24 protein-coding genes and 3 pseudogenes are annotated in these 24,815 nt (G+C 37.6%); 21 read left to right on the top strand and 6 right to left on the bottom strand.

The features are described from left to right. Positions 1-116 precede the first annotated feature (116 nt). The 3 genes from RCG23_RS22435 (at position 117) to RCG23_RS22445 (ending at position 2,606) form a co-directional block, all read left to right on the top strand. Positions 117-1,196, top strand: coding sequence for a M42 family metallopeptidase (locus RCG23_RS22435; protein ID WP_308177463.1), 1,080 nt, complete (start codon positions 117-119; stop codon positions 1,194-1,196). Between the two features lie 12 nt (positions 1,197-1,208). Next, positions 1,209-2,069 carry a GNAT family N-acetyltransferase gene (locus tag RCG23_RS22440; RefSeq protein ID WP_308177464.1) on the top strand — a complete coding sequence of 287 codons (861 nt, stop codon included), beginning with the start codon at positions 1,209-1,211 and terminating at the stop codon, positions 2,067-2,069. Between the two features lie 132 nt (positions 2,070-2,201). Continuing rightward, positions 2,202-2,606 carry a hypothetical protein gene (locus RCG23_RS22445; RefSeq protein WP_308177465.1) on the top strand — a complete coding sequence of 135 codons (405 nt, stop codon included), beginning with the start codon at positions 2,202-2,204 and terminating at the stop codon, positions 2,604-2,606. Between the two features lie 341 nt (positions 2,607-2,947). Here the strand turns inward: RCG23_RS22445 and RCG23_RS22450 are convergent. Beyond that, positions 2,948-3,951: pseudogene (locus tag RCG23_RS22450) on the bottom strand (NADP-dependent oxidoreductase). Between the two features lie 264 nt (positions 3,952-4,215). Between RCG23_RS22450 and RCG23_RS22455 the strand changes: the two are divergent. The 4 genes from RCG23_RS22455 to RCG23_RS22470 all read left to right on the top strand — a co-directional run bounded on the left by RCG23_RS22455 (position 4,216) and on the right by RCG23_RS22470 (position 7,867). Next, positions 4,216-4,566: a Na-translocating system protein MpsC family protein gene (locus tag RCG23_RS22455; protein ID WP_308177466.1), complete on the top strand. Its 351-nt coding sequence runs from the start codon at positions 4,216-4,218 to the stop codon at positions 4,564-4,566. A gap of 288 nt (positions 4,567-4,854) precedes the next feature. Next, positions 4,855-5,655 carry a formate/nitrite transporter family protein gene (locus RCG23_RS22460; protein ID WP_308177467.1) on the top strand — a complete coding sequence of 267 codons (801 nt, stop codon included), beginning with the start codon at positions 4,855-4,857 and terminating at the stop codon, positions 5,653-5,655. Positions 5,656-5,898: 243 nt separating this feature from the next. Next, positions 5,899-6,888, top strand: a complete 990-nt coding sequence (locus RCG23_RS22465; protein ID WP_308177468.1) for an HD-GYP domain-containing protein — start codon at positions 5,899-5,901, stop codon at positions 6,886-6,888. A 277-nt stretch (positions 6,889-7,165) separates the two neighbouring features. Then, positions 7,166-7,867, top strand: coding sequence for a hypothetical protein (locus RCG23_RS22470; protein WP_308177469.1), 702 nt, complete (start codon positions 7,166-7,168; stop codon positions 7,865-7,867). 450 nt (positions 7,868-8,317) lie between these two features. On the opposite strand, the gene RCG23_RS22475 is transcribed toward RCG23_RS22470, so the two are convergent. Next, positions 8,318-9,910, bottom strand: coding sequence for a GMC family oxidoreductase (locus tag RCG23_RS22475; RefSeq protein WP_308177470.1), 1,593 nt, complete (start codon positions 9,908-9,910; stop codon positions 8,318-8,320). A gap of 282 nt (positions 9,911-10,192) precedes the next feature. Between RCG23_RS22475 and RCG23_RS22480 the strand changes: the two genes are divergently transcribed. The 4 genes and pseudogenes from RCG23_RS22480 to RCG23_RS22495 all read left to right on the top strand — a co-directional run bounded on the left by RCG23_RS22480 (position 10,193) and on the right by RCG23_RS22495 (position 13,420). Further along, on the top strand, positions 10,193-10,390 hold the full coding sequence (locus RCG23_RS22480; RefSeq protein ID WP_308180147.1) for a hypothetical protein: 198 nt from the start codon (positions 10,193-10,195) through the stop codon (positions 10,388-10,390). A gap of 276 nt (positions 10,391-10,666) precedes the next feature. Then, positions 10,667-11,929: an ATP-binding protein gene (locus RCG23_RS22485; protein ID WP_308177471.1), complete on the top strand. Its 1,263-nt coding sequence runs from the start codon at positions 10,667-10,669 to the stop codon at positions 11,927-11,929. Positions 11,930-12,019: 90 nt separating this feature from the next. Further along, positions 12,020-12,895, top strand: a pseudogene (locus RCG23_RS22490) (DMT family transporter); the annotation flags it as partial. Positions 12,896-12,988: 93 nt separating this feature from the next. Then, on the top strand, positions 12,989-13,420 hold the full coding sequence (locus tag RCG23_RS22495; protein ID WP_308180148.1) for a GNAT family N-acetyltransferase: 432 nt from the start codon (positions 12,989-12,991) through the stop codon (positions 13,418-13,420). 337 nt (positions 13,421-13,757) lie between these two features. Here the strand turns inward: RCG23_RS22495 and RCG23_RS22500 are convergent, their stop codons facing one another. Both RCG23_RS22500 and RCG23_RS22505 read right to left on the bottom strand, forming a co-directional pair. Further along, positions 13,758-14,783 (bottom strand): ATP-binding protein, encoded by a 1,026-nt coding sequence (locus RCG23_RS22500; protein ID WP_308177472.1) that lies wholly within the window; start codon positions 14,781-14,783, stop codon positions 13,758-13,760. A 492-nt stretch (positions 14,784-15,275) separates the two neighbouring features. Further along, positions 15,276-16,304: pseudogene (locus RCG23_RS22505) on the bottom strand (LLM class flavin-dependent oxidoreductase). 261 nt (positions 16,305-16,565) lie between these two features. Here RCG23_RS22505 and RCG23_RS22510 point away from each other — a divergent pair. The 4 genes from RCG23_RS22510 to RCG23_RS22525 all read left to right on the top strand — a co-directional run bounded on the left by RCG23_RS22510 (position 16,566) and on the right by RCG23_RS22525 (position 18,572). Then, entirely contained in the window at positions 16,566-17,144 is a 579-nt protein-coding gene (locus RCG23_RS22510; RefSeq protein ID WP_308180149.1) for a molybdopterin-dependent oxidoreductase, read from the top strand. Positions 17,145-17,178: 34 nt separating this feature from the next. Continuing rightward, complete coding sequence (locus RCG23_RS22515) at positions 17,179-17,475, top strand: GNAT family N-acetyltransferase (RefSeq protein WP_308177473.1); 297 nt, start codon at positions 17,179-17,181, stop codon at positions 17,473-17,475. A 237-nt stretch (positions 17,476-17,712) separates the two neighbouring features. Further along, on the top strand, positions 17,713-18,006 hold the full coding sequence (locus RCG23_RS22520; RefSeq protein WP_308177474.1) for a hypothetical protein: 294 nt from the start codon (positions 17,713-17,715) through the stop codon (positions 18,004-18,006). 8 nt (positions 18,007-18,014) lie between these two features. After that, positions 18,015-18,572 (top strand): EamA family transporter, encoded by a 558-nt coding sequence (locus RCG23_RS22525; RefSeq protein WP_308177475.1) that lies wholly within the window; start codon positions 18,015-18,017, stop codon positions 18,570-18,572. 103 nt (positions 18,573-18,675) lie between these two features. Here RCG23_RS22525 and RCG23_RS22530 read toward each other — a convergent pair whose 3' ends face one another. Continuing rightward, positions 18,676-18,849: a hypothetical protein gene (locus RCG23_RS22530; RefSeq protein ID WP_308177476.1), complete on the bottom strand. Its 174-nt coding sequence runs from the start codon at positions 18,847-18,849 to the stop codon at positions 18,676-18,678. Positions 18,850-19,210: 361 nt separating this feature from the next. Here RCG23_RS22530 and RCG23_RS22535 point away from each other — a divergent pair, with 361 nt between their 5' ends. The 5 genes from RCG23_RS22535 to RCG23_RS22555 all read left to right on the top strand — a co-directional run bounded on the left by RCG23_RS22535 (position 19,211) and on the right by RCG23_RS22555 (position 22,559). Beyond that, a complete protein-coding gene (locus RCG23_RS22535; RefSeq protein ID WP_308177477.1) occupies positions 19,211-19,411 on the top strand; it encodes a cold-shock protein in 201 nt (66 codons plus the stop codon). 375 nt (positions 19,412-19,786) lie between these two features. After that, the gene (locus tag RCG23_RS22540) at positions 19,787-20,758 is read left to right on the top strand and encodes a ring-cleaving dioxygenase (protein WP_308177478.1); all 972 of its coding nucleotides are present in this window, start codon (positions 19,787-19,789) and stop codon (positions 20,756-20,758) included. A 138-nt stretch (positions 20,759-20,896) separates the two neighbouring features. Then, entirely contained in the window at positions 20,897-21,286 is a 390-nt protein-coding gene (locus tag RCG23_RS22545) for a hypothetical protein (RefSeq protein ID WP_308177479.1), read from the top strand. Further along, positions 21,283-22,164: an FAD:protein FMN transferase gene (locus tag RCG23_RS22550; protein ID WP_308177480.1), complete on the top strand. Its 882-nt coding sequence runs from the start codon at positions 21,283-21,285 to the stop codon at positions 22,162-22,164. The genes RCG23_RS22545 and RCG23_RS22550 overlap by 4 nt, the downstream gene beginning before the upstream one ends. Then, complete coding sequence (locus RCG23_RS22555) at positions 22,161-22,559, top strand: ferric reductase-like transmembrane domain-containing protein (RefSeq protein WP_308177481.1); 399 nt, start codon at positions 22,161-22,163, stop codon at positions 22,557-22,559. The genes RCG23_RS22550 and RCG23_RS22555 overlap by 4 nt, the downstream gene beginning before the upstream one ends. Before the next feature lie 188 nt (positions 22,560-22,747). Here RCG23_RS22555 and RCG23_RS22560 read toward each other — a convergent pair whose 3' ends face one another. Then, positions 22,748-23,344: a biotin transporter BioY gene (locus tag RCG23_RS22560; RefSeq protein ID WP_308177482.1), complete on the bottom strand. Its 597-nt coding sequence runs from the start codon at positions 23,342-23,344 to the stop codon at positions 22,748-22,750. Between the two features lie 171 nt (positions 23,345-23,515). On the opposite strand from RCG23_RS22560, the gene RCG23_RS22565 reads away from it, so the two are divergent. Then, positions 23,516-24,748 (top strand): oligoribonuclease, encoded by a 1,233-nt coding sequence (locus tag RCG23_RS22565; RefSeq protein ID WP_308177483.1) that lies wholly within the window; start codon positions 23,516-23,518, stop codon positions 24,746-24,748. Positions 24,749-24,815: the final 67 nt, after the last annotated feature.

Raw genomic sequence — 24,815 nt, forward strand, 5'->3', positions numbered from 1 at the left:
TTGCTAAGAAGTTTCCTTTATGGTTAAATTAAATAGACTGAACAGTCGGTTTTGCTTATTATAGTCCAAAAAGAAGTATTTTTCAATAGTAGACACTATTTTCAGGAGGATTCTTTATGGAAAGTAACGTAATAAAAATGTTTAAGGAATTAACTGAAACGAATGGTATTGTTGGTCATGAAAAACCGGTGCGTGAAGTGATGAAGAAGTACCTTGAGCCTTTGGCAGACGAAATTACCTATGATCATCTTGGAAGTATCATTGCAGTTAAAAAAAGTGCTGAAGATGCTCCCAGGGTCATGCTCACCTCACATCTTGATGAAATAGGCTTTATGGTAACCAATATTACCGATGAGGGATTTTTGAAGTTCACCGGCCTTGGAGGATGGTGGGAGCATGTAATGCTTGCACAGCGTGTAAATGTCATAACCCGTAGTTGTGATATGGTAGAAGGTGTGATCGGATCTAAACCGCCGCACATTCTAAAAGCGGAGGAAAGAAAAAAGGTAGTCTCGATGAATGATATGTTCATCGATATTGGTGCAGAAAGCAAAGAGGAGGCCTTTTCATTTGGCGTCCGCCCAGGGGATGTAATCGCGGTTATTTGTCCTTTTACCATAATGAAAAATCCAAAGCTAATGATGGCGAAAGCTTGGGATAACCGAATTGGCTGCGCGATTGTCATTGAGGTCATGAAACGGTTAAAAGATGAACAATTAAATTGCACATTATTTGGGGTGGGAGCTGTACAGGAAGAGGTAGGCCTGCGTGGAGCAAAAACGGCTGCAAACAAAATCCAGCCCGATATCTCTTTTGCGATTGATGTCGGGATTGCCGGTGATACACCTGGTATTTCAAAAACAGAATCCAACGCAAAAATTGGAAAGGGCCCTCAAATCGTTCTGTATGACAGCTCATTGGTATCCCATCCTGGCCTTAGGAATTTTGTTACAGATCTAGCAGATGAATTAAGTATCCCATTTCAATTTGAGGCACTGCCTTTCGGTGGAACTGATGCTGGAGCAACACACACTGCTGGAAGCGGGGCGCCATCATTGGCTATTACAATTGCTACCCGTTATATCCACAGCCATGCAGCAGTTCTTCATTACGATGACTTTGAAAATACAGTCAATCTATTTGTAAATATATTTAAGAGGCTTAATAAGGAAACGGTTCAAAATATTATTTTTTAATAAGGAGAAACTATGGATATCAAATTTAAGAGATTAGTAGATTGCATCATTCAGGAATCAGTTAATGTGTGGAATAGAGGGTTTGAAGGCTATTTTGTTCCAATAGATATGTCTGCTGATATGTTTGTTCAGCGACTGATCAATGAGGGATTGTCAATGGAACATTCTATAGTGGCATTTGACAATGAAAAGCCTGTAGCGATTGTGTTAAACGGATTCCGAACGGTCAATGAAAAAAAGATTTCCTGGAACGGTGGGACAGGAGTAGCGATGGAATACAGGGGAACCGGTGTTTCAAAGCTGTTAATGGAAGAAACAATTAAAATTTATGCTGAAGAAAGTACAGATGTTGCAACTTTAGAGGCAATCAAACAAAACGAAAAAGCAATTCGATTATACGAAAAATACGGCTATAAAGTTATAGGAAATCTTGTTTATCTGAGCGGGAACCCAGAGATTCAATTAAACAACACACAAACGATCCGTTCTCGAACTATCCGGCCAGAGCAGCTACCTTCATATGCGTTTCACTCGGAAAATGTACCATGGCAATGTCAATGGCAAAGCGTAAAACAAGGTGAAGCACAAGTTTATTATAATGAAGAAGATAACCCAATTGGATACTCATTGTATAGAAAGAGCTGGAATCAAGAAGGCAAGCTGGATAAAGTCTTTTTATTTCAAATCGAACTTTTTGAGGAAGTCAGTGAAAGCTTAGTAGGTTCTATCCTATCTTCCATTACTGGCCAAGAAGGGAATTCCGTAAATTTCATTACGATAAATGCTTCAGAAAATAATCCTGTCATTCAATATTTTATAAAGAATGGATTCAAGATAACCACAGAGCAGGTTCAGATGGTGAAATATTTATAGAAGAAATAACGTCCTTATATTGAACATCTAGGGTTTAATTTTTATCTAAAGACACTAATCTATATTTTAGTGTTTTTTCTTTTTTTAGATAAAATCAAGACAAAATAGGATCTTAAAGGGCGGAGTTTTATATTGAAGAAATCCAATATTTCAGATGATCACCATATTCACGTTCCTCGGGGCGCATATTTATTTACAGTTCTAATCATAGGTATCCTTCTAAGTATCTTATCAGAAAATTTAACAATAGGTCCGAGCTGGACAATTCTTTCTATCATAATCATTCTACTTATACCAATGGTTATAAGTATCGTTCGTGGTCATCATGGATGGACACGAACTTTGGCATTTAGCATAACTGGGGTAGTTACGTTAGGGTTAGTCAGTAGCGTGGCATTTTTAATTTATGCCTTGTTTCATCATACGGCTAGCGCAGCCAGCTTATTCAGAAGTGCAGCCTTGCTTTGGTTCGCCAACATAGGAGTTTTTGCTGTATGGTATTGGGAACTTGACCGCGGTGCCTTTGAAAAGGCATAGTGGAAAAAGTGAGACGTCCGATTTTTTATTTCCTCAAATGACCTTCAGTATACCTGGATGGGAAAATTGGACTCCTTCATTCTTTGATTATTTATATTTGGCTTTCAATACAAATACAGCGTTCAGCCCAACAGATACTATGGTTTTATCCAAAAGAGCGAAGATATTTATGATGATCCAATCATCTATCTCCCTACTTATCGTGGCTGTCCTAGCTGCACGCGCAATTAATATTGCATGAGTGTAAGAGGTCTAATTCAATTATACATATAGTAATCATGTATAAAAAAGCCGTTCCTGTGCGACTCCAGAACGGCTCTTCATATGGTTAATGATGTTTATTAGTCAATCTCAGCTACTTTAACAATTGCCTTCCCAAGATTTGCCCCTTTGAAAAGATCCAGGAAAGCATCTATTGTATGGTCAAAGCCCTCTGTAATCGTTTCCTCATACTTCAGTTTGCCTTCTTTCAGCCAACTTGCCAAATCTTTGGCACCTTCAGCAAAACGAGATGAATAATTGCCAACAGTAAAGCCTTGCATTAACGAACTCGTCTTAATTAGATAAGATTGTACACGGGCCCGACATCAGCTACCTCGTTATTGTAGGAAGAAATCGCTCCACACACTGGAATACGTGCAAAGTTGTTTAAGAGTGGGAAAATGTTGTCAGAAATTTTTCCGCCGACATTCTCAAAATAGACATCAATCCCATCCGGGCATGCCTCTTTTAATGCAGTTCCTACGTCTTGTTTATTGTAGTTGATGGCTGCATCAAAACCAAGTTCATCAAGCAGGAATTTAACTTTGTCATCTGATCCGGCAATGCCGACCACGCGCGCACCTTTGATTTTCGCAATTTGACCGACAATTGAACCGACAGCTCCTGCAGCTCCTGATACCACCACTGTTTCGCCTTCCTTTGGCTTGCCAATATCCAATAATCCGAAGTACGCCGTTAATCCGGTCATACCTAACACACTTAAATACGCAGATACTGGTGCGAGTGTCGGATCTATTTTGCGGACAGCGTTTTCCTTTGCGATTGAATATTCTTGCCATCCCAGTGAACCAAGGACGAAATCACCTTTTTCAAAAAGGCTTGATTGTGATTCCAAGATTTGCCCGATTACTCCGCTTGTAATGACATCGTTCAACTGAAACGGTGGAATATACGATTTGGTGTCATTCATGCGGCCACGTAGATAAGGATCCACTGAAATGTAAATAGTTCGTATTAGTACTTCGCCCGCTGACGGCTTTCCAATTGGTGCATCTGTGATTTTGAAATCATCATACGTAGGCGTTCCTGCTGGTCTATTTATAAGTAGAATTTGTCTTTGCATAATACCACCAATCCTTTTCATTTTTTTCAGCAAAATGTACAACCCTAATATACCTTATAGTAATGAATTATAAAATTAATCCGGTTTGCTGCCTTTTAAGATATTAATTTTTATAGGTAAAAATTTAAAAAGTGTTATAAACCTGGTATATCCAAATTTTTCCCCTTTTTATTATCTTGAAATTGATTTATTATATAAAAATTATATTTAAAAATGAGATTATATCAAAAATCCCCTTTTTATAAATTACGGAGGACTATTTGCATGTCAAAAATGATTCAAGACTTTAATGACATTATTAGAAAGCTTCGCAAAAATTTATTTGGAAAAGGACCAGAGCGTATACATACGGTGTTTGTTGACAATATGGCAATATCAACTTTATACGGGAATTTGACATTTACTGAGAGGTTTATCGTTGGGGAGAAGGATGGCAGGGATATGGTCCATGCCGCCAGAACAAGAATGATTCAAAACGTTTATTCGACAAACCCTCCTGAAGGCTTAGAGGAAGTGGTTGGAGCCAAATTGGTTCATTTATTTTCAGATATTAAGGTAGAAGAAGATCTTGCTGTTTCAGTATTTATCTTTGATAAAAAAATAGCAATTGAGTAAAGATTATTCATTACGCTAGATTTTCAAAAGAGGAAAATAAAATATTTCAAAAAAGCATTGCATAATACCTCAATATTCGTTAATATGAACGCTTAACGGGAATGAACAAAACTTGGAATGGAAGATGTGCATGTCCTGCATATTTTCTTTTCAATAATAAAAAATGATGATTGATACCTTTGTAGGTAAGTGCAAAGATATTAGGCAGCATTCAACGACCTTATTTATGATAGGGCTGTTGAATGCTGCCTTTTTATTTTATTTTATTTTATTAATGGGGGAATTGGTATGGCGTTTCACAAGCCGGAAAAAATTGCAGAATTAGCTATAGAATCAGGGGTGAATAAGACAAGACTGCCGTTTCTAAATTTGCTTATGCTTGGTTTCTTAGGCGGTGCATTTATTTCCTTAGGTTTTTTGCTTGATATTCGGGTGATTGGCAATTTGCCGCCGCAATGGGGAAGCTTCGCTAGTTTATTGGGAGGCGCTGTGTTCCCTGTCGGACTCATGTTAGTTATTCTCGCAGGCGGAGAATTAATTACAGGAAATATGATGTCTGTTTCGATCGCATTTTACGCAAAGAAAATATCTGTTAAAAATTTATTTGGTAATTGGTTCTGGGTAACGATTGCTAACTTTGCTGGCGCACTTTTTATTGCTTTTTTCTTCGGACATATTGTTGGCTTAACCGAAACAGGTCCATTTTTGACTAAAACAGTTGCGATTGCCGACACAAAATTACATGATTCGTTTTTACAAACTCTGGTTTCTGGCATTGGCTGTAACTGGCTCGTTTGCCTTGCGATTTGGATTGCTTTGGGTGCTGACGATTTTATGGGAAAAATAATGGGAATGTGGTTTCCTATTATCGCCTTCGTAGCAATTGGTTTTCAGCACGTTGTAGCCAATATGTTCTTAATTCCGGCGGCAATTTTTGCAGGTCACTTTACGTGGTTTGATTTCGTCGGAAACATCATTCCAACCTTTATTGGAAATGTAATTGGAGGAGCATTATTCGTTGGCTTCGTTTACTTTTTCTCTTACCAAAAACAGAATAACAATGTTAAGGTCCTTAAAAAAGCTTCTTAATTTAACAAGAATTTTTAAGAAAGCGAAAATATCACTTTAGTTAAAAGTCGGCAGAAGATAAAAAATAAAAAGCAGAAACGAACAAAAATCGTTTCTGCTTTTTATATTAGTCGGTCAGAATTTTCTAGGAAAATAGTTAAATGTTTGATTAAGTAGTGATTAGCAATTGTTGACAACGAAGGGTGAATGTGAGAAATTTAGGACAATATTACTAGTGTTTTTGACTAAAGGAGATTTTACGAAATGCTTAATGAATGGAAACGCTGTAAAAAAGGTGATGAATTTTGCCCGGTTTCTTTTAAAAAATATGGTCCTTTTTTCTGGATACCTTTTATGTTAAGCGGAATTGCTGCTATAGTAATAAATTATATTTTTCATTCACCATTACTGCTGGCACTATATGCATATCCTGTAGTTTTACTTTCATTAATTCGTGTTAAAAATTCGCTCTTTGCTCTACTAGGGGTAGTTTTATTAGGAACACTCATTTTAACGAGAGCCCCTGATCATACACTCCTATCCGTTATAGCAGCTTATGCGGTTTTAATGGCGATTGTCCGAAGAGTGGTATGGATTTCTATTCGAAATTACAATGGTAAGAATGAACAGGAGGATTTACTCTTAAATACTGTTTTCTCATTAGCAAAAACAATAGATGCAAGAGATCCATATACGGCATATCATTCTAGCAATGTAGCAGATTATGCAAAAAGCATCGCGAGAGAAATGGGCCTTTCGGAGAAGGAAATTGATTCTATTTACCTTGCTGGACTTATTCATGACATAGGAAAAATCAGTATGCCGGATTCAATTCTACAAAAGGAAGGCAGGCTAACAGAAGAAGAATATACCATTATGAAGAAACATCCTGATGAGGGATATAGGATTATAAAGGATATTAAACGCCTTCAAGAGCTCGGCATTACTGATATGGTTTTATATCATCATGAAAGACCCGATGGAAAAGGCTATCCTAAAGGATTAAAAGGCGATGCCATTCCCCTGGGGGCTCTCATTTTAGGGGTTGCAGATGCGTATGATGCCATGACCACGAATCGATCTTATAGACAAAAATTAGCTGTGGAAACAGCAGCTAATGAACTAACCAGAAATATTGGAACCCAATTTGATCCAATTGCTGCTAACACTCTTATACAAATCTTAATTCGTGAAGGGAAACTACAAAAGGAAGACAAGTCAGTGGTAACAAGCCCATTATCACTTGCAAATTAGGATTTAATATAAGGTGAATAAAAAAGGGAGCTAAATATAGCTAACGGGTTCCGATAAAGGGTGAAAAAAGGTAAATCACATTAATTTTCTAGCGTGAATTCACATAAGAATTCACGCTTTTATTTTTATTGATAAATCAGCATTCTTCCTGCTTTTATCATCATTTCTCTTGAGAAATCACATCGCTTTTCTTGAGGGTGACAATACTTGTTGTTCAGTGAGATTATTTGTGTGAAAATAGTTGTGAAATAGTGTGCGAAATGGGGGGGACGTAACAATGAATTGTATATTAGGAGGGTATTACATCATAAATCCTGTTGTTAGACCTGATTATATGGATAAACAGTTAATTCCAGATACCGTATTATCAGTTAGTGAGTGTATTTGTGACTTTCACCCTGAAACAACTGTTTTATGGAGTGGCTCAAACGAAGAAAAACGTAAGTACGCCAAACATCTAAATATTTCTCAAGTCACCTTTAAAGAAATAGAAAAATGGGTTGAAGATAAGCTTGAAGATGGAATTTTTGGCTTTCCGCAGGCATTTACTACGTTAGAAATAGCTAGCGAATTCCTGTCCAAATATCTTTCCCACTTATCTGATGCTAAAATTATCGGAATTGGATTACCAGAAGAGTTTGTCGAAGAATTTATAGAGTATGAAGAGTCCCAAAACAAACCAGAAGAAAATCAATACGGCATTGAAAAATTGTTATTACGCAGAATGCCAATCGAAGAAAAAGGTTCAAAAATGATGGGCTACGAAGTCCTTGGATTTGAGTACGGAACATTTCACTCATATTTATGTAATGGCTTAGAAAAAGATTTTAATAACCATTTTAAATTCACTTTGAACCAAAATGGATTTATACCTTCTCTTGAAGAGGCTAATCTATATTGCGATTATAGTAATGATGAAGATATAGGTACAGAACCTGTTTTATGGCTTCCTTGGGCGATATTTGAATACACTAAATAAAAAGCATTGGAATCTGTTTCTTCCAATGCTTTTTTGTATGTGATTATTAATGTGATTTCACAGGAGAAACCATATGTGAATTGATATGATTTTTCCAATGCTTGCACCTCAAAACGGAACCCGTTAAAATATAGCTTCCCTTTTTTATTTGGGACAGCCTTAATAATCAGATGCTTCGTCTTACTTCTTTAATATTGGCTGTTTTCTAAAAGATTGTTGTTTTGCAATAGGTTTTTAAAAGCAAATCGTTGAAAAAGAAGTTGATTGGAGCGGAAGGTGCGAGACTCCTGCGGGAGCAGCGGGACAGGTGAGACCCCACAGGCGCTGTGCGCCGAGGAGGCTCACCGCCCGCCCCGCGGAAAGCGAGCATCCTGGAGTGGAAATCAACTACTCCTTAAATAGCAACAAAGTATACGAAAACAGCCTTAATATTTAAAAACTTGTTCCAATTCAATCACTATTTTCATGTATTAATTGTTTTGCAATGGTATATCCGATTAGATAGGCAGCTGCAGAAGTGTTGCCATCAACAGTAAAGGGGATAATCGATGCATCCGCAACAATTAAATTCTTGACTCCATGTACACTTCCATAACGATCCACGACGCCCCCCTCATTAATAGGTGCCATTCGTAGTGAACTTTGTTGGTGGTGATTATGACCGAAGTTTTCCTTAATGAAGGTTTCAAGTTGTTCATCATCATCAATTGTTTCCAATGAAGGATTTATAAGCTGATAAGTGGGATCAATGTCTGAAAATTTCAACGCAATTTTTTTAATATAGGTCTTATAAATCTCTTTTATTGATTCCAGGTCATAACTATTTTCAAGAAAACCTTCATCTGCGAGCACAATCTTCAAGGGATCCTTGCTTTGAATTTTGATAGAGCCTCGACTTTTAGCTTGTAAAAATAGAATAGCGATAATTAATTTTTCCTCTGCAACAAATCCTAGTAATTGTACAGCACGGTTTCGATTACTATTTCCAGTAAGAGGATGAGGCAAAAAGGCACCACCTGTGTAAAGAGAGTAGGGATCGTTTTGAAGCTCAGGAATGTCCTTTTGATTGATAGTAAAGGTAGCAGTGTTTAACGTATGATTAGTTAAAAATTTACCTACATTGGAATTATCAAAAACTACTGGAATGCCGACATGTCTTAGGTCTTTTGAGGGTCCGATTCCTGATAGCATTAATAGATGGGCGCTGTTTATGCCTGCTGAAATAATTACTTTTTTACGTGCAAATACTTGTACCATTTTCCCTTCTTGAAGAAATTCAATACCAACTGCCATTTTTCCCTTAAAAAGAATTCGAAGAGCCGTTGATTTATAAAGAACTCTTAATTTTCTACGATTCATCCCAATTCCATCTGGAGTCATAATATCTGAAGAAAAAAATGATGTGGAAGAACTTTCACGCTGTCCATTCGTTTTTTGATACAATTGCCATCGAGTAAAAGGACCAAGGGGAGTTTTGGGGTCATTATAATCAAGAATTTTATTAAGCCCTGTCACTTGTTCAATGGATGAAACCAATTTTTTCGAAATACTAGTTGGAATGTCAGGAGTTTGCCTGATATTTATACGGCCATTAAACCCATGAATTTCTGGACTATTCGATTTTCCATGATAATTTTCTAACTTTTTAAAGGCATGATTCGCTTGTTCAGGTGACCACCATGAACCTAGAAGTCTTTCCCACTCTTTTAAAACAGCAGATGTAGGTCGAACATACTGTTCCCCATTGATTGAAGAGCCCCCTCCAGAAAGCCGGCCAGTTGTCCATTCAAAAGATTTTTCATCCACCCTTGGTTGTGGTACTCCTTCTCCTTGCCAAAAATATTCTGGGGAAAATTTTTCTTCTAGTTCGGGAGCAAATCTGGAATCACTGATTGGCTTGTCCCTATCATTATTTTCTCCTGCTTCTAATACGAGAACTGAAGTTTTTTTATCATCTGTAAGAGTCTTAGCTATAACAGCACCAGCAGGTCCTGTCCCTACCACAATAAAGTCAAAGGTATTTTTTGACTGACTAAAATCCATTATGCATTCCCCTTTTTTTCAATTTACTTATCCTATGAAAAAATGAAAGGGAAGAAGTGGGTGAAGATAACAATTGTTTACTAAGTTTTATAAATTAATACAAATCAATTAAAAAATTATTCATGGAAAATAATTCCTATCTTGTATTTTACGTTTTATCCTTTATTAAAAAGGAAAAAATAAAAAGAGACATACAGCAGGGAAAGTTATGACCAATTTTTCTATACTCGTTTTCAGCTATAAACAAATTATTTTAATTGAAAGAGAGGGAATATTCTATTGATGAACAATAACCCAATCGAGTTAACTAAAATCACGATGTATCAAGTTGGAACTGCCAATAAAATAAGACGAGCAAATATAAGTGGTTTTCAGCAGCCCGTATATTTCGGTCTACATGGCGGTGTTAAGCAATTTAACGGGGGAGAGCCAGAAATAGAATATCCTTCCACACTTGAACATATTTCAACTAGAGGGTGATCGGTTCATACAAAAGCATTGAATGGATTTATTTCGCACATGTCCTATCTGGGATCATGTGCTATTTTTAGCTAATAGGAAAGTATAAACTTTCGAAAGTTTATACTTTCCTATCGCGCATAAGTGCAACTACGCCTCTATCTTCGCCTTTATGGGCTCGCCAATCGGCGAGTTTTCTAACAAATAAAATCAAGCCATCCTTAAAAAACTATCGGAAAAGTTAATATATGGCTTATAATATATCTTGTAATATATTACATTTCCTGAGGTAAACAAATGTTAGCAACCTTTGAAGCTTTAATTGTGGATTTATTTTTTATATTGCTGATTGCGTTATTAACGGAATTATTGTTTGATACAAAAAAAATCCCACCAAAATACCACCTTCCAATCTATATACTTACTTACTTTGTTGCACTTTTCTTTAATATGGTCTTTAACGTCAAGTTTGATGGCAAGTTTCAAATTGATTTGAGAGTATTAGTATTTGTATTGGCCGGATTATATGTTGGTTTTCGATGTTTGGTTCCATTATTGATAATATCTTTAATCTACATAGGTTTTGTTTATCCAGGTGAGTTCATGGCGAATGTAGTAACACTGGGCATTTCCAGTATGGCAATTTGGGGTTTGTCGCTTCATTTTTCCAGTTGGAGACTTCGAAAAAAACTGTTGCTCCCTGGAGCGACTACTATTTTTACAGGGCTTGTAATAATGAAAACTGTAGCTTATTTCTATGATTTTACAACGGGTTATGATTCCTTCATCGTCGCAATCTATGGAGGAAGTATCATCATTATGATCTATTCAATGGAATGGGTGAGGAATTCTATCGCCTTAAAGAACAGGGTTCAGCAATCAGAAAAGCTTGAATTGGTAAGCCATCTGGCTGCTTCAATATCTCATGAAATCCGTAATCCGCTTACAGTAACACGTGGATTTTTGCAGATTCTTGAGAAGGAAGATTTTAGCATTGAAAAAAAGAAAGAATACTTTACTTTAGCTAAGTCGGAGCTTGATCGGGCTGAAGGAATTATTAGTGACTACTTAACCTTTGCGAAGCCGTTGTCGAGTAAAATAGAATTGCTGGCTTTAGACCTAGAACTGAAAAATGTTGCTGAAATCATTAGCCCTTTGGCAAACATGAACTCGGTATCTATTTTGATTAATGTTGAGCGCTTTCAAATATTAGGAGAAAAGCAGCTTTTTCTTCAAGGCATCTTAAACATTGTGAAAAACGCAATTGAGGCTATGGAAACGGGTGGAGGAACTTTATTAGTTGCCACCAAGGATATAGGAAATAGTGTAAGAGTTGAAATTTCTGATACCGGGATAGGGATGTCACCTGACCAAATAGATCGTCTCGGTGAGCCCTATTTTTCCACGAGGGGAAAAAATGGGACAGGGCTTGGGATGATGGTTGTTTACAGTATCGTAGGTTCCATGAACGGGAGCATCCAGGTGAAAAGCAAGCCAGGGGAAGGAAGTACATTTATGTTAACCTTCCCAAAAGCGCATTCCTTGAAGGCGGCAGAGTAATCCTATTGTTGATTATCAGCTAATGCTCGAAAATATATTAGAGGAGTATCATGAAATACACCCATTCATCATGCTGGAGGTAATTTTAACATGAAACAAAGTCTTCTTGGTGCACTATGCTTATCTCTGGCAGCCAGTATCTGGGGCGGAACTTTTGTAGTTAGCAAATATGTATTAGATTACATTCCTTCATTTACATTAATATGGATTCGCTATTTAATTGCGTTTGCCGTTTTATTCTTTCTTTTAAAAATAAACCCTAAAGAAAGGAAAAAAAAACCTTCAAAAAGTGATTGGCTTTTGCTTGGATGGTTAGGGTTTATCGGATATTTTGTTTCAATCGCCATGCAGTTCATTGGCACAAAATTATCGGATGCTCATACCGGTGCTTTGATTACCTCGGCAACACCTGCATTTATGGTTATATTTGCGAAAATGGTACTTAATGAGAAGCTAACACTAAAGAAAATCATTTCATTAGTGCTTGCTTCTATTGGTGTAATTACCGTAATAGGCTGGGACCAAAAACTGGCTAACTATGTTTGGGGCTGTTTCATATTAATTGGAGCTGCTGTTACATGGGCTTTGTTATCCGTCTATGTGAAAATCGCCGCAAGAAGACTATCCTCTTTAATGATAACAACCTACGCCATTTTCTTTGCATTCCTTTTCACTACTCCCGCAATGCTTTGGGAGCTAGGCTCAAGTACCGTCCATGCAAAGGGGTTGTACATCCTTTTGGGGGTTCTTTATTTGGGAGTCGTTTCAACAGCGGGGGCATTTTTTCTATGGAATAAAGGCCTCGAATTAATGGACGCCGGTATTGGTTCGTTATTTTTCTTTTTTCAGCCTGTTGTTGGTACTTTTTTGGGCTGGCTGTTATTACATGAAAGACTAAATGCTTCTTTCTTTATCGGTGCTGCTTTTATTCTGGCTGCAGTATTAATTGTCACTGTTCAAAAGCAAAGAAAGATGTCCATACAACAAAAAAGAGGGATGAAGTTGAACAATTTTAAAATAAGAGAAACGAAAGCATCTGATTTGGAATTTTTGTGGAATATGCTCTATGAAGCTATTTATATACCAGAAGGGGAGCCGAAGCCGTCAAGGGATGTGCTAAATCATCCGGATATATCATGTTGTCTGTCTGGCTGGGGAAGACAAGGAGATTTTGGATTAATTGCAGAAAATTCAGCGGGGCTAAATATTGGGGCAGTGTGGATTCGTTTATTTGAGGAAACAAACAAAACATACGGTTATATAGACGAACAGACTCCGATTTTAAGTATGGCTGTAAAACCCAATTACAGAGGCAGGGGAGCAGGAACTCTTTTAATGACAGAAATATTGAAGGCTGCTAGGCAAGCCGGTTATGAAAAAGCGTCATTAAGTGTCGATCCAAATAATCCAGCACTAAGACTTTATGAAAGGCATGGATTTAAAAAAACAGGAGAAAGCGGGACATCATGGAATATGGTGACGCTTCTATAATTAAATGTCGGAATATTCATGTCTTCTTGACCGGTAAGACATTGCCCAATGGATAAAGGAGATTTAGCTTTTAATGTCCGGGACGATATTAAATTAAAGATGCCGAGGGCAAACACTTCCATTAAAGACCCCGACGGAAACATTATCATAATTTGCACGTGTGAAATATAAAAAAGGAGGCATGATGATAATCACGCCTCCTTTTTGCTGCTTTTAAGCACAAACCGCCTCAGGTTAATAATGAAAGCGTCCTTCATAAGAGCTATGAAGGACAAAACTCCTCAATATCACGATGAAAATGTTCTTCATTAAACCTATGTAACGAATTAGCACTTAACTATTTATCTTTAAAGGCTGGATTTGAGGAAGGGAATTTAAAAAGGAATCTCGTGCCTGTTCCCACAGCACTTTCAACCTTTATGCTTCCATTCAAAGCTCGGACTATACTGTAAACCACCATCATGCCAAGGCCTGTTCCTTTTGACCCTTTAGTAGAATAATAGGGTTCCCCTAGGCGCTCAAGTTGTTCCTTTGTCATACCGATTCCTGTATCCTTTATATCTATTATGACAAAATATCTGGAGAATTCGGTGCCAATCGAAAGATATCCGCCGCCAGGCATAGATTCTATCGCATTTTTAATTACGTTTATGAAACATTGGCGAAATTTCTGCTGATCGCCCTGAATAAAACCGACTGCTGAAAAATTAGTAGAAATCTCGACTGAATTCTGATTTGCCATCGGCTGAAGAATTTTAATGGCTTGCTGTAGTTCTTTTTTAACATTCAATTCCTGTATTGCCCCTAAGGATGGTTTCGCAAAAGTTAAATAATCCTGAATAACCCTTTCCGCGGCTTTTAATTCTTCCTTAACTAAGGCGAGGTATTCCTTTTGTTTTTGCTTCGGGAGGAAATCATCCTGCAGAAGTTGAACAAAACCTGTAGCAGCTGTAAGCGGATTTCGAATTTCATGGGAAATGGCAGCCCCCATTTGTTCGACTGCCTGGAGTTTTTCTGTTTTGATTAGCTGGTGTCTCATATGAATATTCCGTCTTACAAATTCGAATGAATAGGAAATAATGCCGATACCAAGCGGAGGAATGACCATATAAGCAAACAAGGCATCGAACCAGTAAATTGGTGATTTAATAAACCCCATTCCAAGCACCGTAATGGTACTTACTATCATGCCTAAACAAACTGAAAAGAAAATTCGACGGTTAGGACTATAGTTTGAAAAGATTGGGTATTGGCGCCATAAATAGAATGCCAACGGCACATATAAAAGCAGGGTCTCGATAAAACCAAAATCTATTCCATAAAATCCCCGAATAATAACTGCAGCAATAGATAAAATGGCCAATCCCTAAATAAAGACCTCCGATTACCAGAGGTATTACCCTCACATCGTATCGTGCAGATGCGACAGGATGGTATGCGAATTCAATACAGGTCCAAACCAGGAAAATGGAAATAAGTATTGTAGAGGCTTTGGAAAATTCTGAACTCCTGCTTTTTTCATACCAAACAAAACAAAAAAACAGGAAAATAATTAATAACGAAAGATTAAAGAAAAAATGTTTGGTAATTTCCATTCTGCTCATCTCCAAATAGGACTGATAGGAAAATTTTACATGTATTATCAGCAAACGACAACTTTTTTTTCATTTCCCGGAAGAAAAATACACAGAATTCAGAAATTAATACAGTATGATAGTATTTTTTAGAAATTAGTAAGAATTGCGAAAAGATTGTATGCATCTTTTTGAAATAAATATGAGGAAAAGAAAAAGCAGCAATCATGATTGCTGCTTTTTCCAAGTTTATGGAGTGCGAATTCTAATATAAAAAAAACCTATTTCTCATTTTCATCCTTCATAATTTCTGAAACAATTTGATAAGAGTTTAATCGCTCATTATGATCAAAAATTTGAGCATTTATAATCATTTCATCTGCCTGTGTTTCAGTGAGAAAAGCCTGAAGTTTTCCCTTTACTGTTTCCTTGCTACCGACAATGGACGAACTAAGACGCTGCTCTAATAATGCTCGTTCATATTCGCTTGAAATATCGTTTATATTGTCTACAGGCGCCATGATTGGCCTGGATTATTTCTGATAAGGTTAAGGAACTGCTGTTGCATGGAGGTTGAAAGGAATTTTGCTTTTTCATCTGTATCGGCGGCAATCACATTAACTCCAACCATAGAATAAGGCTCACTAAGAACTTCTGACGGACGGAAGCTCCGGCGATATAAATCCAATGCCGGTATTGTATTTTCAGGTGAAAAATGGCTGGCAAAGGAAAAGGGCAGACCGAGCTGGCCAGCAAGCTGAGCACTATAGCCACTCGAACCGAGAAGCCAAATTGGTAAATTTAATCCTTCTCCAGGAATGGCTCTTACAAATTTTTTTATAGATGGGTCGAAGTAGCTGCGTAGTTCCTCCAATTGTTCAGGAAAGTAATGGCCATCACTTCTTCTGTCTCTTCTTAATGCCTGTGCTGTTACCTGGTCAGTTCCGGGAGCACGGCAAGGCCAGGTCAATCCTTCCAGGAAATAATGATTCTAGTGTGCCAAATTGTTCTGCAATCACTAGTGGTGCATGGTTGGGCAGCATGATCCCACCGGAACCGACACGGATGGTTGAAGTACCGGCTGCCACATGGCCAATGACAACGGAGGTAGCAGAGCTTGCGATCCCCGGCATATTATGGTGCTCAGCCAACCAGTAACGGTTAAAACCCCATTTTTCGGCGTGTTGTGCAAGGTCAAGTGTATTGCGGAGGGAGTCAGCTGCTGTTCCTCCTTGTATAATTGGGGAAAGATCAAGCACTGAATATGCCATATTCCTTAATAACTTTCCGTTCGTATTTATTTCTGACATTGTTTCATCTTCTTTCTAAAAGTCTAAAATCATCTTTTATATTAACAATTATTTTTAGTCTCTCAAAACAAAAAGGATTGATGTGAAAGGAAAAATCTTTCAAAAATTCTATGACTGGCTTGAGCCTTGCAGCGGTTCACGAAACAAAGCCTTTACATTTATTCCTCTTACAGGTCAATGGTTTGCAGGAGTAAAAATAAACCTTTATCATGAATATAAGATTTCGCTGTTTTTTAAAGGAGGTTATAAAATGAGTAAAGTATTGCCCCCGGCCAGTTTGAAACGGAAAAGTGGCCTATACTGCATAAAGGGGATGTCTATTCCTTCAACAGAACATTTTGGGATTTTCGTCTATTTGGTGAGGTGAAGGAAGAGGTTAGGCTTTCTTTTAAGGAATTCATGGACCTTCCAAAAACCATTACCACGATTGATATGCATTGTGTTACTACCTGGTCAAAGTTCGGTACAACGTTTGAAGGTATCAGGATAAGTGAACTTTTAAAGCTGGTTGAACTTAATGAAGATGTAAAGTACGTCAAAATTTATGGTTATTATAATGGTGACCGTTTTGGCTATTCAGCCAATTTACCTCTTGAACCTTTAATGGGTGACGATGCGTTGTTTGTTTATCGCTGGAAGGACCATCACCATGACTGGCAGAATCTTGATCCGAAGCACGGCTATCCGCTCAGATTTATCCCGCCAGAAACTTTTTACTTATGGAAAGGGACCAAGTGGGTGTCAGGAATCCGTTTTATGAAGGAAGACGAGGAAGGCTTTTGGGAGGAACTTGGCTACTCAATGACGGCAAATCCTTTTAAGGAAGAGCGCTTCCGATAAAGGATGCTCATTCAAGAAGCAAAGGAAGCGGCAGATGAATATTGTTCAATTAGCTAAAATAGACAATTTAAAAGAACTGAAAACCATTGACAAACTTGTCTTAGGCAATACAAGCAGAGAATTCTATATACAAAAGGCAATTGAAAAATCCCGTTGTTTTGTTGCCTCTTCGGCTGGAGTGACCGCTGGTTTTTTAACCTTCGACACAAATTTTTTCGACCATTGCTTCATCTCACTTGTCATTGTCCATCCATTAGAACGGAGAAAAGGCTTGGCAAGCTCGTTGATTAAACATTTTGAAAAAGTGGCCCCAACAGAAAAGATTTTTTAATCTACTAATTTATCCAACCTAAAAATGCAGCAAGTATTTAAATCCTTAGGTTATGTTAAAAGCGGGATTATCAATAATCTCGATGAAAATGATCCAGAAATCATATATTTCAAAAAAAACCAAATTAGCCAAAACAATAGACACAGTTTTTTATAAAAAGCTGTGTTTTTAGTATGCAAAATTTTTCTGAAAAAGCTCTTGTAGATGTATCGAAAGAGACTTATGATATAGGAGGAATTGAAGGAGAGAGAAGGGTCAGAAGTGTGGATTGCGGCAGCATTTGTAACGACGCTTAGTTTTGGAGCAAACAATACGCTATTTAAATGGAGTACAGGTATCGGGCTATCAAAGGTACATATTCAGTTTGTTTTTTATTTTGTAGCTTTCATGCTGACGCTGGGCTATGGAATGGCAGATCATTCATTGCATCTTAATCTGTTAACTATTTTAATCGGGGCTTTAATTGGGATTCTGAATGCAAATGGCAATATTCAAATGTCCAGTGCTTTCGAAAAGGGCCAGCCAGTTTAACATCCCCTTTGATAGGTGCTAACGCTATTTTTCCTATTCTTGGTGCAGCGTTCATTTTTCATGAGCATATTTCAGCCATGCATTGGTCAGGAATTATTGTTATTCTAGGATCGGCGTTAATGATTCAATATTCACCGAAAACAAAAGGAAATACAGAGTATGGTCCGTGGCTTATCCGTGTCTTATTCGCGATATTGTCATTTGGTACTTTAGGAATTTTGATGAAGACATCCTCCTACCTGCATATCAGTTCATTGAATATTCTCATTTGTATGTATGGCGGAGGAAGCATTTACCTGGCAATTAGAAGCATCCGGTCGAAGGAGAAATGGAATCGTCGCGAAGCCAAAATGGGAATAGTGTCAGGGCTTGTCAGTATCATCGGGTATAGCAGTTATTTTTATGCACTGCAGGATGGAACAGCGAGCATCGTTTTTCCGATTGTTAGTTTGAATTGCCTTGTAGTCGTGCTTGCAGGTTTGTGGCTTTTCAAAGAAAAGTTAAAGGTATATCAGTTAGTAGGAATTTTTTCGGCTTTGCTTGGGATTATTTTTACAAAAATATAAAAGTACATACTAAAAAACAGCCGGTTGAATCTCTGGCTGTTTTGGTCATGGAGAAATATCCCTTAAAAGGGTTTGCCATCTATTAGTTTATTTCGTGGTAGAGCTATTCGCCCCGGAGCTCTTCTTCAAAATAAAAAGTTGCTGGATGCTCTTTAACGATATAAGAAAATCTTTTCATGTTTTTAACATACTGTGATTTAACAATAGTCACCGTTTCACCAGTTAGCTTAATATTTACGGTCTCTCCGTTTTTAAATTGATTATTTGAATATTTCAAATGGACACTCCCTTTTTTGATCCCATTTTTTAATTATAGCATAAAATGTACTTTTCTAAATGGCTGTGAGTATATTATTCCTTATGAACCCACACCAAGATACAGGCATAATTTAGAAGCACTTTCACCTGCTTTTTTGGCGTTTATAGTGTATTTTTTAGGAAAAAAGTATTAAAAAAGTAAAAATTCTATTTTATCGTGACTGCATTCTTGCGTATTTTATCAGTATCTGTTATCTTTAAATAGAATTATTTTTGTTCAGGTATGTAAGGGAAGAACAATATAGCTTTTTCGCCTGGATATCTTTAAGAGCAAGAATAGTAATACAATGTGTGGATTTGCACACTAGGAGGCAACAATAATGGAAAATGGTAAAGTAAAATGGTTTAACGCAGAAAAAGGTTTCGGATTCATCGAGCGCGAAGGTGGAGAAGACGTATTCGTACACTTCTCAGCTATCCAAGGCGAAGGCTTCAAGACTCTTGAAGAAGGCCAAGAAGTATCTTTCGACGTTGAGCAAGGAGCTCGTGGACCACAAGCTGCTAACGTTCGCAAAGCTTAATATTTCCTAAACCAATCCAAACAGGCCTCTTTTGAGGGTCTGTTTTTTTATTGCCGTTTATTATATTTGTAACAAAGTTAATGAAAAGAGCTTTAAAAAAGTGCATTAAAAAACCCGCTCGAACATCGAGCGGAGTTATATATTACAGTAAAGCAAATGGTAATTACTATTATATCATACATTTTTCAATAGACTAGAAAAAACTACAAAATTATTTAGATTTTGTCGATAAATACATTTTAAACAAATATTTTGTCGAACGCTAATAAGGTTAAGTTTTGCGTTTGTTGACAAAAGAATGGTAAGAAGTTATTATTATCTCGAATTCGAGATAAATATTTATTGGGCAATTAAAATATAGAGGGAGGAATAAATATGATCTTGACAGGATTACATCATGTTTCGATATTAACTGGTAAAGCAGAAAAAAATTATGAATTTTACACAAAAATATTAGGAATGCGCCTGATTAAAAAGGGAGTTAATCAAGACGATACAACCAGCTATCATCTATTTTACGGAGATGCTAAAGGAAGCCCTGGAACGGAATTAACTTTCTTTGATTTTCCCGGGTTGGGGCACACCTATCCGGGAGTTTCCAGCATCTCATCTACTTTCTTGAGGGTTAAGAGCACTGAAACACTCTTATTTTGGAAAAATCGATTTGAACAATTAGGAGTTAAGCATGAAGAAATTAAAACCAGAGCCAACCGCGACACCTTGGCTTTTGATGATTTTGAAGGGACCAAATTGATTCTCTCCGCAGATAATGGTGAAGTAGGTGTAGAGCCTGGCCAGCCATGGAATCAAACCCAAATACCAGCAGAACACGCTATCCTTGGGTTAGGAGCAGTTATCCTGACTGTGGCAGTTTCTGAACCCACTGCCCACGTTTTGACAGAAGTATTAGGATTCAGGTTTGTTGGTAGTTATCCTTCACTTGTCGGAAACTTCCCTGATATAGAGGTTTATGCTACAGGAGAAGGTGGGGCAGGGGCAGAGGTCCATATTGAAAAAAGACCAGATCTTCCCCGTGAACGCTTGGGGCGGGGAGGAGTTCATCACGTTGCGTTTAGAGTTCCCAATAAAGATGAGTTTACCTATTGGGTGAAGAGGATACAACAAAGCGGATTCATTAATTCTGGTAAGGTTGACCGATTCTACTTCAGTGCACTTTATTTCAGAGAACCAAATGGCATTCTATTTGAACTTTCAACCGATACTCCAGGCTTTGATGTAGATGAAAGCGTCGAGAATTTAGGAGAGAAGCTCTCTCTCCCTCCATTTATGGAGCATAAAAGAAATGAAATAGAAGCAAAATTGCGCCCATTGGAACTGAAAAAATAATGATATTATGGCCCGTACTGCTAATGCAGAGCGGGCTTTTTTAAATTCTACTATCTCGTTAAGGGAAATTTAAGGAATGCCGAAGATAATGACTCTATCAACAAGCAAACCAAATTTTTAGTGAAGGAGTTTTTATATATGGAAAAAAGGAAAATGATTTCTTGGGGTGTTAGCTTTGCGAGTGTTTCATTAGTGGCAGGAATGACCACCTTTTTAGGGTTATCAGATGGCGGGGGACAGACGAGACAAGCCCAAAACCAGCAGCAGGAAGCAAATACCGCTGAGACGCCTTCTCAAGGTCAAGGGAGCTTTTTTGGCCATAGAGGTCATCGTGACCGCAACAATCAATCCTCCCAGTTTGATGGGGAAAGCAGCGATTCACAGTTTTCTTCAAGTGGTTCCGATGACGGCAACCAATTTGGAAATGGCGATTTACAGTTTCCGTCAGATAATAGTCAGCAATTTGATCAGGGAAACGGTCAGGATAACGAACAATTTGATACAAAAACAGGGGGAACGAATTTTTGAAGAAACATAATTTTCATTCGATGAGTACTACAGTTGAGATTTCTTACAGCGAAACGATTTTCCCTTTTCAAATCGAAGCTGTTATCGACTCCTTTCAGTTTATCGAAAATATTTGCAGTCGATTTAAGGATAACAGTGAGCTTTCAAAACTGAACCGAAAGATTGGTTTGAATGTCAGGGTTTCCGAAGAGTTTTTAAAGATTCTGAAATCGGCTCTTTTTCATTATCATGAAACAGAGGGACTTTTTAACCCGGGTATATTAAATGCCCTTGAAATTGAAGGATATAATGAATCCATTGAAAAGGTCGTTAGGAGACCTCTGTGTAAGCCTCGTACTCTAAAAAGCGGTTCATTGAATGGTGAACCGTATGTTTTGGATGAAGTAAACCATTCGGTGAGGCTCAATACTAAAATTGATTTGGGCGGGATTGCTAAAGGCTGGGCAGTAGACCAGGCTGTAAAGCAGTTAGAATCATTTGGGTATGGCTTTATCAATGCTGGTGGAGACTTAATGGTATTTGGGGCTTTGCCAAGACCATTACGAATAGCAGTTGAAAATCCGTTTGATTCTGAGAAAGTATTATCTTCTATAAGAATACAATCAGGAAGCGTGGCCACATCTTCAACGATAAAAAGACGATGGAATTTAGAGGGTGAATGGAAAAATCACTTGATTGACCCAAAAACCGGTTATTCGGTAAAAAACAATCTTGCTTCTTCCACTGTTACGGCTCCATCCTGTGTACAAGCAGATATTTGGGCAAAGATAGTATTGCTGCTCGGAGAAGAGAAAGGTATAGAGTGGAAAAAAAATAAAAATGAACAAGCAGTACTGATTAATCTCAAAGGCGAGGTTTTGGAGGGGATTAGATTATGACCTTGTACATCTGGTACATTATTCGTGCAACCGGAACAATTGCATATATTTTAATGTATGTGACTGTATTATCCGGTATATATTCTCAATATGCTAAAAAGAAGAAGAAGAAAATTAATAACGTCCTTTTTCTACATGAAAAACTTTCAGACTGGACACTGATTCTTACTATTTTCCATGTTTCCTTATTATTTTTGGACTCATATGACTCACTTACCTGGCTGGAAATCCTGATTGCTTTTCAAACGGATTATAAGCCAATAGGAATGGCAACAGGGATAGTGGGTCTTTATTTCTTAGGTTTTACTATGATAACATCAAAAGCCAAGAAAATAATAGGCCATCAAGTATGGAAAAAACTGCATGGACTTAACCCCTATTATATGTTCTGGTAACAATCCATGGTATTTTTCTTGGAACAGATACACATGCAGCATTTTATATTGCTTTAAACATGATCCCATTCTTACTAATTATCATGTCGTTGGTTAAAAAACAGGCTATTCAGCCCTCGGTATAGAGAAAAAGGTGACAGGCACCATCCAGAAAATTGGAAGGTGCCTGTCACTTTTATTGACATGCTTTATACTGCTTTTTTGAGATTTTTAAATTGTCCTTTAGATAAAACCGTTCTTTCAAGTCTGTGTGCCAATAAGCCGGCACATACAGATAAAATGATATCTTTTGGAAGCGGAACCATCATCCAGCCCCAGGCAACTTTATATGGAATTGCTTTCGGTACTGCAAACCAGAATTTGTACGCAAAGTACATCCAGTTCGTGCCGACAAAATAGTTAATCGCAAGGCCAATCAGGGCAGCAATAATAAATGCAGGAACACTCTTATATTTCTCAACAATTTTCCCTGTAAAGAATGCTACCAAAATAAAAGAAAGTATAAAGCCAAATGTCGGCGCCAGAATGATTGAAACTCCGCCGCTAAATTCTGAAAACACAGGAACGCCAACTAATCCCACTAGAGCATAGACCACCATGGCAATGCTTCCTACTCTGCTGCCAAGAACTAAACCTGCAAGAACAGCAAAAAAGGTTTGAAGTGTGATTGGTACCCCTCCAACAACCATAAATGGCGCGATATTCGTAATGTTTGCCCCAATTGCCATTAGTGCTACAAACATTCCTGCCAGTGTTAAGTCAATCGGTTTTAGACTACGTTTCATTTTTCTTCCCCCATTTGTTATATTTACTATTAAACAATAATGTGTAATGAATATATATGTCAACCTAAAAAAAAAATGGTTTACATAAAGAAAAAGGATGAATGGGAATAGGAAGACTTATTTGTCCAAAAGATATTTTGGACAGGTAAAGATGGAAGGTGGCCATTAAAGATGATTAAACTATTTACAGATATTGACCTGGACGGGATGGGGTGCGGGCTTCTTGCCAAAATTGCTTTTGGGGAAAAAGCAAATGTTTTTTATTGCTCCTATCGAAACCTGGATAAACGTGTTGAGAGTTTTATTGAAAAGCCAGAATCACATAAAGCAGAGACGTATATAACGGATCTTGCAGTAGGTAAAGCGGTTGAGGAAAAGCTGGAAAAGCGTTTTAAAAAGGGACGGCATATAAGGGTCATTGATCACCATGTGACAGCACTTCATTTTAATAATTATGAATGGGGAATGGTCAAGCCCGAATATGATAATGGCAAAAAAACATGCGCAGCTTCACTGTTTTATGAATATCTAGTCGACCAGAAAAAGCTGGACAGAACGGCTGCACTTGATGAATTTGTTGACCTCGTCCGACAGTATGATACTTGGGAGTGGGAGGAAAATGATAATCCAGCTGCAAAAAGGCTGAATGATTTATTTTACATTATCGGTCGAGAACAGTTTGAGGAGGAAATGCTGCTTCGCCTCGCCTTCCAGACTGATTCTTTTGAGCTTTCGGAAACAGAAAATAAACTGCTGGATATAGAAGAAAAGAAAATTGAACGTTATATTCATTCTAAAAACAGGCAAATGGTTCAGGCATTTATCGATGACTATTACGTAGGGATCGTCCATGCCGAACAATACCTGTCTGAGCTTGGAAATGAACTAAACAAACAAAACCCTCATTTGGACATGGTCATTTTGCTTAATGTTGGGGGCAAGAAAATGGGGTTCCGGACTATTCATGATCATATTAATGTCGCCGAATATGCCAAAACATTTGGAGGGGGAGGACATCCAAAGGCATCAGGTTGTGACTTAACGGAAGAGGCATTCAAAAAGTATGTAATCAATGTATATCCATTCGAACCGCTTAAGCCAGACGCTTATAATAATGAATTTAATGTCAAGGGAGCAAAGTATGGGGCTTCCTATCAAAATAGGAAAGGGAATATCTCGGTTATTCTTCCATTGCAGGATGGTACATTCTCTATTATCCATGAGGGCAACAAAATAAAACAGGAGTTCTGGAGCTATAACGATGCTGAGAATTTCTTGAAAAGGAACTACGCTTCCTGGCTCCGTCATGACGAAGAATACCTGCACCATTTGTCCATCACACACTCAATAGCAAAGGATGAACTCAAAAAAGATTTTGCTGGATTTATGAAAAAGTTAAAATAAAGGTGAAAGGCACCATCCAATTTTTGGATGGTGCCCGTCACCAGTTAAAGGCAAAAATTTAATCAGT

Origin of the sequence: Neobacillus sp. PS3-34 (genome assembly GCF_030915465.1) — a bacterium.
Lineage (GTDB): Bacteria > Bacillota > Bacilli > Bacillales > Cytobacillaceae > Neobacillus_A.